Source organism: Erysipelatoclostridium sp. An15, assembly GCF_002160675.1.
Taxonomy (GTDB): Bacteria; Bacillota_I; Bacilli_A; order Erysipelotrichales; family Coprobacillaceae; genus Thomasclavelia; species Thomasclavelia merdavium.
In genome coordinates this window covers 1-5,931 of the sequence record NZ_NFLA01000084.1, presented here as the reverse complement: position 1 = coordinate 5,931, position 5,931 = coordinate 1, and the positions used below count along the sequence as shown (strand labels likewise).

General features: G+C 29.3%; 5 protein-coding genes. All 5 read right to left on the bottom strand.

Translation table 11 applies throughout. The features are described from left to right. Positions 1–686: thioester domain-containing protein (locus B5E92_RS14810; protein WP_239406504.1), on the bottom strand; the 686-nt coding region annotated here is incomplete at its 3' end. A gap of 59 nt (positions 687–745) precedes the next feature. After that, the gene (locus B5E92_RS14805) at positions 746–1,351 is read right to left on the bottom strand and encodes a pilin N-terminal domain-containing protein (protein ID WP_087303430.1); all 606 of its coding nucleotides are present in this window, start codon (positions 1,349–1,351) and stop codon (positions 746–748) included. Position 1,352: 1 nt separating this feature from the next. Continuing rightward, positions 1,353–2,171 carry a class C sortase gene (locus B5E92_RS14800; protein WP_087303428.1) on the bottom strand — a complete coding sequence of 273 codons (819 nt, stop codon included), beginning with the start codon at positions 2,169–2,171 and terminating at the stop codon, positions 1,353–1,355. Further along, positions 2,171–3,994 (bottom strand): isopeptide-forming domain-containing fimbrial protein, encoded by a 1,824-nt coding sequence (locus tag B5E92_RS14795; protein ID WP_087303426.1) that lies wholly within the window; start codon positions 3,992–3,994, stop codon positions 2,171–2,173. The genes B5E92_RS14800 and B5E92_RS14795 overlap by 1 nt, the downstream gene beginning before the upstream one ends. A gap of 15 nt (positions 3,995–4,009) precedes the next feature. Beyond that, a partial coding sequence (locus B5E92_RS14790; RefSeq protein ID WP_087303424.1) for a SpaA isopeptide-forming pilin-related protein occupies positions 4,010–5,931 on the bottom strand: 1,922 nt, incomplete at its 5' end.

Genomic DNA, 5,931 nt, shown 5'->3' with positions numbered 1-5,931 from the left:
TTTCCACTTGTAGTACTTGTACCTTTTGTTATGTTGTGAAGTGTCACATTATCTTGTAGTGGTAAAGTAATACTTGCATCAGATTTTGTGTTTAAAGTAATATTTTCTGTTCTTTGAATTTTTTCATTTGAATCATAATATGCACTAACTGTTAAATCATTACTACTGTTAAATGTAAGTGTATTAGTTGGAGTAGGCAATGATTGAATTTGATCCCATCTGGCTTTTAATCCTACACCAATACTTTCTAGATATTCCCAAGTATTTCCACCAAATAAGTCACCACTATAAGCATATGAAGCCATAATGTGTGTATAAAGATATTTTTCCTTATCAGATGTTACAGTATCGCCTCTAAAAACGTCCTCAGGACCACCATACCCATAATAAAGTACTTTTAACAATGCCTCATTATTGCTAATTACATAAGAAGCATTTGTATTTGCTGGAGGAGTATCTTTTGATGCTTCAAGGCAATAAGCTAGGTTTCCGTCAATATAGCACATTTTAGTTGACCAATCACCTAACCATTCTGGATAATATATTTCTTCACCCCATGTGAAATCAACAGTATTTCCAGCTTGACTCACTGCATTTACATTAGTTATTAACGATGAGCTAATAATGCTTAATAACAAAGCAAATACAGTAAAAAACTTAGAAAATTTTTTTATTACTTTTCTCATTTTGTCCATTCCTTTCTATAAATAAAGGGACTCTTTTAAGTCCCGTAAATGTATATTTATTAATGATATTTTTTAGTAATGATTCCAACGTAAATGCTAGAAGCACATAAACCTAAAAAAAGAATTGCATTACTATTATCATCAGTTTTAACTGCTGTGATAGGAGTATGCTTAGGTACAACACTAATATCATAGTTCATTCCGCCATCGATAGATGTTTCTCTATCGAATGTTGGAATAGCTACAAGTGTAGGAGATATATTGTCATAATTATTTATATTTATAGCTTGTAATAAATATACTCCATTTTGCAGATTATCAAACTGTATAACTCCATACTTGTCTGTTTTTTTACTTAATCCATTGATATTGTTTTTTGTAGTTACAGTTGAAATATTATTTGAAGCATTATTTAATTCTTCAGCCGTATTAATGTTATTTAAGTCAATATTCATAGAATTATATTGCTCGGTATAAACATATTCTCCATCAATAAGATTAGCTACTTTAACTAATTTAAATTCAACTCCCTCAATGTTAGTACCTTGTTTTCCTTCTTCTAGATATACATTAATTGAACCTTTATTCTCATACGCTGATACTTGAGATATAGTAATAATTACAGAAAAAAAGAAAGCTGTTAATATCAAAAAAATCTTTCGCATTTTAATGCTCCTTTCTCTTTTTTTTGAAAATAAAAATTCCAATTACTGAAAATATAACAGGTATTGAATAAAATGCAATTTCTCTAAATGATGGTATATTTTGTTGTATTAATTTTTTTTCTTTCAGATTCAATGGGATACGGTGTGCTGTTATTACTAATCTATGGGTATTGATTCCATAGGGTGTACAAGTTATCAAAGTAATAATATCTTTTCCTTCTTCAATAGGAAACCCTTGTTCTTCTAGTACTGATGGTTCTATTACATTAATTGCTTCTATTTGATAAGCTAATGTATCATTTAGAATTTTAATGTAGAATTTGTCATTTAACTTTAATTCATCTAGTCTAGTAAATAACTTAGCTGATGGTAATCCACGATGTGATGTTAATACAGCGTGAGTATTTTCGCCACCAATCGGTAAACTTGTATCATTAAAATGTCCCGCTCCAGTACTTAGTACTTCATCTGATGTTCCATGATAAATTGCTATATTTAAATCAATTGAAGGAATTTCAATACTTCCCATTATTCCATCATTAATATTTAAAATATCATTATAATTATTAGAATTATCAGATGATAATATACCATGCTGTTTTTGATATAAATTTTCATTCCATTTTTTTGCTTCATCTAACATGTCATTTATGTTATCAGAACTCAAATTATTAACTTGATTATCATACGTTTTAATCATTTTTTCTTGGGTTATATTTTCAAAATAATTTGAAATAATAGGGTAGCAAACTAATGCTAACCCTATAAAAAAAATAAGAATATCTTTCCTTCTTTTTAAGATGTTCTTTAATTTAAACATTATTCTTCAACTTCTTTTTTTCTGTTTTTAATTAGAACACTACCCATAATTGCAGTACCAGCTCCAATTAGAATAATAGTTGCAATTGATCCAGTTGCAGGTAATTTGCTTCCAACTTTATTCACAACTTTTAAGTTAATGCTACCATCTTCTACAGAAGTTGTTAAGTTATTATCGTATTCATTGAAAGATTGATTATAAAACTCTTTAAAATGAGCAGTGGCTTCTAATTTTTGTAAAGTTTTATCAGTAGCACCATCGCCTTTGATATAATTATCTCGATTTTGTTCAGCATATGTTGCTTTGATATCAATTTGAATTGGATCTTTTAATAATCTATATCCATCAGGTGCTACAGTTTCTTTTAAGTAATATGTTTGACTGTCTAAACCAATAATATTGAACATACCATTTTTATCACTAACCATTTCAACTGCTTCATCAGGTGCAGTATTTCCCGTAACACTATCACGATTGATTACAATATATCCATCAGTTGCAGTAGCTTTTTTTACATATACTTCATTTTTACATTCCTTATCAGAATATAATCTAAATTTAGCACCTTCTAATTTTAATTCTGGATTTTGATCATTTACTTTTACTCCATTTGTTCTAAATGTAAATGCCACTACGGTATCCCATGGTGTTTCTCCAGTTTGTCCCTGACCATCAGAATCTGGATTATTGCTAAATTCTAATTTTACATCATTCTCAAAACCAGGGCGACCAGTTGTTAATTGTGCAGAATCATTAAGTGTAGCATTATATTCTACTACAATTTCTTGACCATATTTTTTCTCTGTTTCTGGATTTGTATTAGATTCATCTGAATAGAAATACTTATTTACAGTTGCTTTCAAATTAGTGATTTGAATTTGAAAAGTTTCTCCAGCTGGTAAATTACTTTGAATTACTTTATAGTCTACATCTTTAACTAATGTCTTATCACCAATTTTAACTACTACTGAATCAGAATTAAAAGTTAATTCCTTATCCATACGATCATGCATTGCAAAATAATATTCCTGATATCCGTTCAAATCAGGAACATTAGATAAATATCTATATGGAACTGTCTGACCGATTTCATAGTCACCAATGTCATTCCATCCATTTTTATCAACACCGATTTTATCCTGATTATCATCCTCTTTGATTTGTTTTTTTATTGTAGGATAATCGCTTTTTATATCAATTGTTACATCTGGATTAGCTGTATTAACCATACAAAGTGAAGATGCACTGTGAGTATCCTCAACATCAGTAACTTCATCAATTAAATACCATCCATATGCAACCTCTAATGTGTAGCTATCAGTTGCGTTAGATGGTACTGTTACAACCTGAGTAGGAGAGGCTTTGTCTTCTACTAACTGATTTCTTAGATTTTCAACAAAATATCTAAATTGAGAATATCTTGATTCATTTTCTTGTGTATGTGATACATCATTTATTACAAGATTGTTGTTCAAACTCTGAATATAATCAATGACAGCATATTCAGTATCTTTTCCAGTTACTTTCTTTAATGAATTAAGGTATGTTGGATTAGCAGTATAGTTTATACTTTCCATATTTTTTGCATTTTCTGCATCAAAAATTCTATAAACATTAAATTTTTTTCCAGCTAAGCTTTGAATAGTGCCATCATCACTTACGTGTGCATTAATTTTAATATGTCCCATATCTTTTGCATAAACATTAGTTACAATAGAATTACTTGGATTAATATCTGTAATGCTGGCAAGGGCATTGACAGCGCTTAATGAAAGAACGCTTACTAATATTCCAGTACCAACTTTTTTTGCAAATTTATTCATTCTGATCTTTCCCCTTTATTTTTTTGATTTTCTTTTTTTACTTAACACAATTGCTGTTGCCATAAATGTACAACCTGCTGCAACTAAAATGATCATTGTACCTGACCCAGTTGCAGGCAGCAAATTACCACGTTCGTTGACAATTGTCATAGTTCCAGTATAAAGATTATTTTCAATCGTTAATGTATAATTTCCATCATTTTGTATTTCTTTATCATTAATTAAAAACTTAAAAGTGCCATCTATTGGCTTTAATGATACTTTAATTGTATCTTCTAAAAGACGATACCCATCTGGTGCTTTAGTTTCTTTTAGATAGTAATCCCCGACTACAATACGATCAAAATTGATTTTGCCATCACTGTTTGTTATCGCTTTATCAATAACTTTAGTACAATCTTTATCTGAATAAAGTGTAAATTCGGCTCCTTCTAATTTTTTACTGTCATCATTCGTTTTAATTAAACGAAGATTACATAAATTAATTTCATTTTTAACAGTAATGGTCATATCACCATTTGCATCGATAGAAAAAGTATCGTTATCTACATTACTATTCATGTTGGAAATAGTTGCATTACCTTGATTATTAATATCAAAGTAATATTTTGTATCATTTAACTTATACGCATCAGGAGCTTTTGTTTCCTGAATATAATATGTTGCAGGTGATAATTTAGAAATATCTATCTCACCGTTTTTATCACTGGTATATGTTCCAATTTTTTTATTTGCAGATACATTGAATATGATAAATTCCGCATTTTTTAAAGACATGCCAGTATCTTTATCAACTTTTTTGATTTTTAAATTATTTACTTTATCAGTAATATTAATATTTTTAATAATAATTTCTTGTTCCTGATTTTCAGCTGATAAAGTAAACTCCTGATCAGCTGACAAATGATAGCCGTTAGGAGCAACTGTTTCTTTTAATATATAAGTACCTAAATACAAATTGTCTAATTCACCATATCCATTTTTATCTGTGATGATTGTTCCAGCTTTTTCACCAGCTCTTAATTTTACAGTTCCTTGTGGAGTAGTGATATCATTTTTAGCTATAATGTCAAATTGAGCATTTGCTAATTTTTCTCCAGAATCTTGATCTGATTTTGTAAGTGTTACCTTTCCCATTATCAGATTATTGATAACAGTAATAGTTGTATCAGTTGGATCAACACTTGTTCCAAAAAAATTAATATTTATTTGTGAACTAGTATTAAAATATCCATGTACGTTATAGACACCATTTTCGTTCATGCGTTTATCTGCACGCCATATACCATCACTTTGTTTAGAAAGTCCAACCCATTCAATATCGTCTTGTCCTCCATTTTCTGACCATGTAGGAAATTGTATGGCTGTGACACCATCAGGTACATTTTCGACTTCATATCTAAATTGATGTTTATCAAAAAATGGCGAAGAAATTCTAATATTTACTTCTTGTCCTTGCATTTTAGCTGTAAATGAAACTCTATCCATATATCCGTCAGCGGTAAATTCTTGTTCATATTTAGAAGATAAAGTATACCCGTTAGGTACTACTTCTTCAATTTTGAATTTACCTTCATTTGAATCGGTTACTACAATCTGTTCACTTTGATATATTTTGTTAACAGAATCATAGGACAATGTTGAAATTTGTTGATATTGATTTGTTGTTTTATTCCATTCCAATAAATTAAATGTAGCATTCTCTACTTTTTCACCGAAGTTATCAACTTTATTGATTTTTATATCTGTAGAATCTAACCAATTAACATTTAATTTAGCTCTTTGAGGATCTTTAACAAAGGATAATGTTCCTTCAGCTTGATAATTTGCATATCCTTGTATTACCAAAGGAGCATATTTTAATAAGTTATTTGCAGTTAACCAATCACTAGAATAGTTTTCTGTTACTGTTAGTGGAGCACTTAAATAGAATGTAT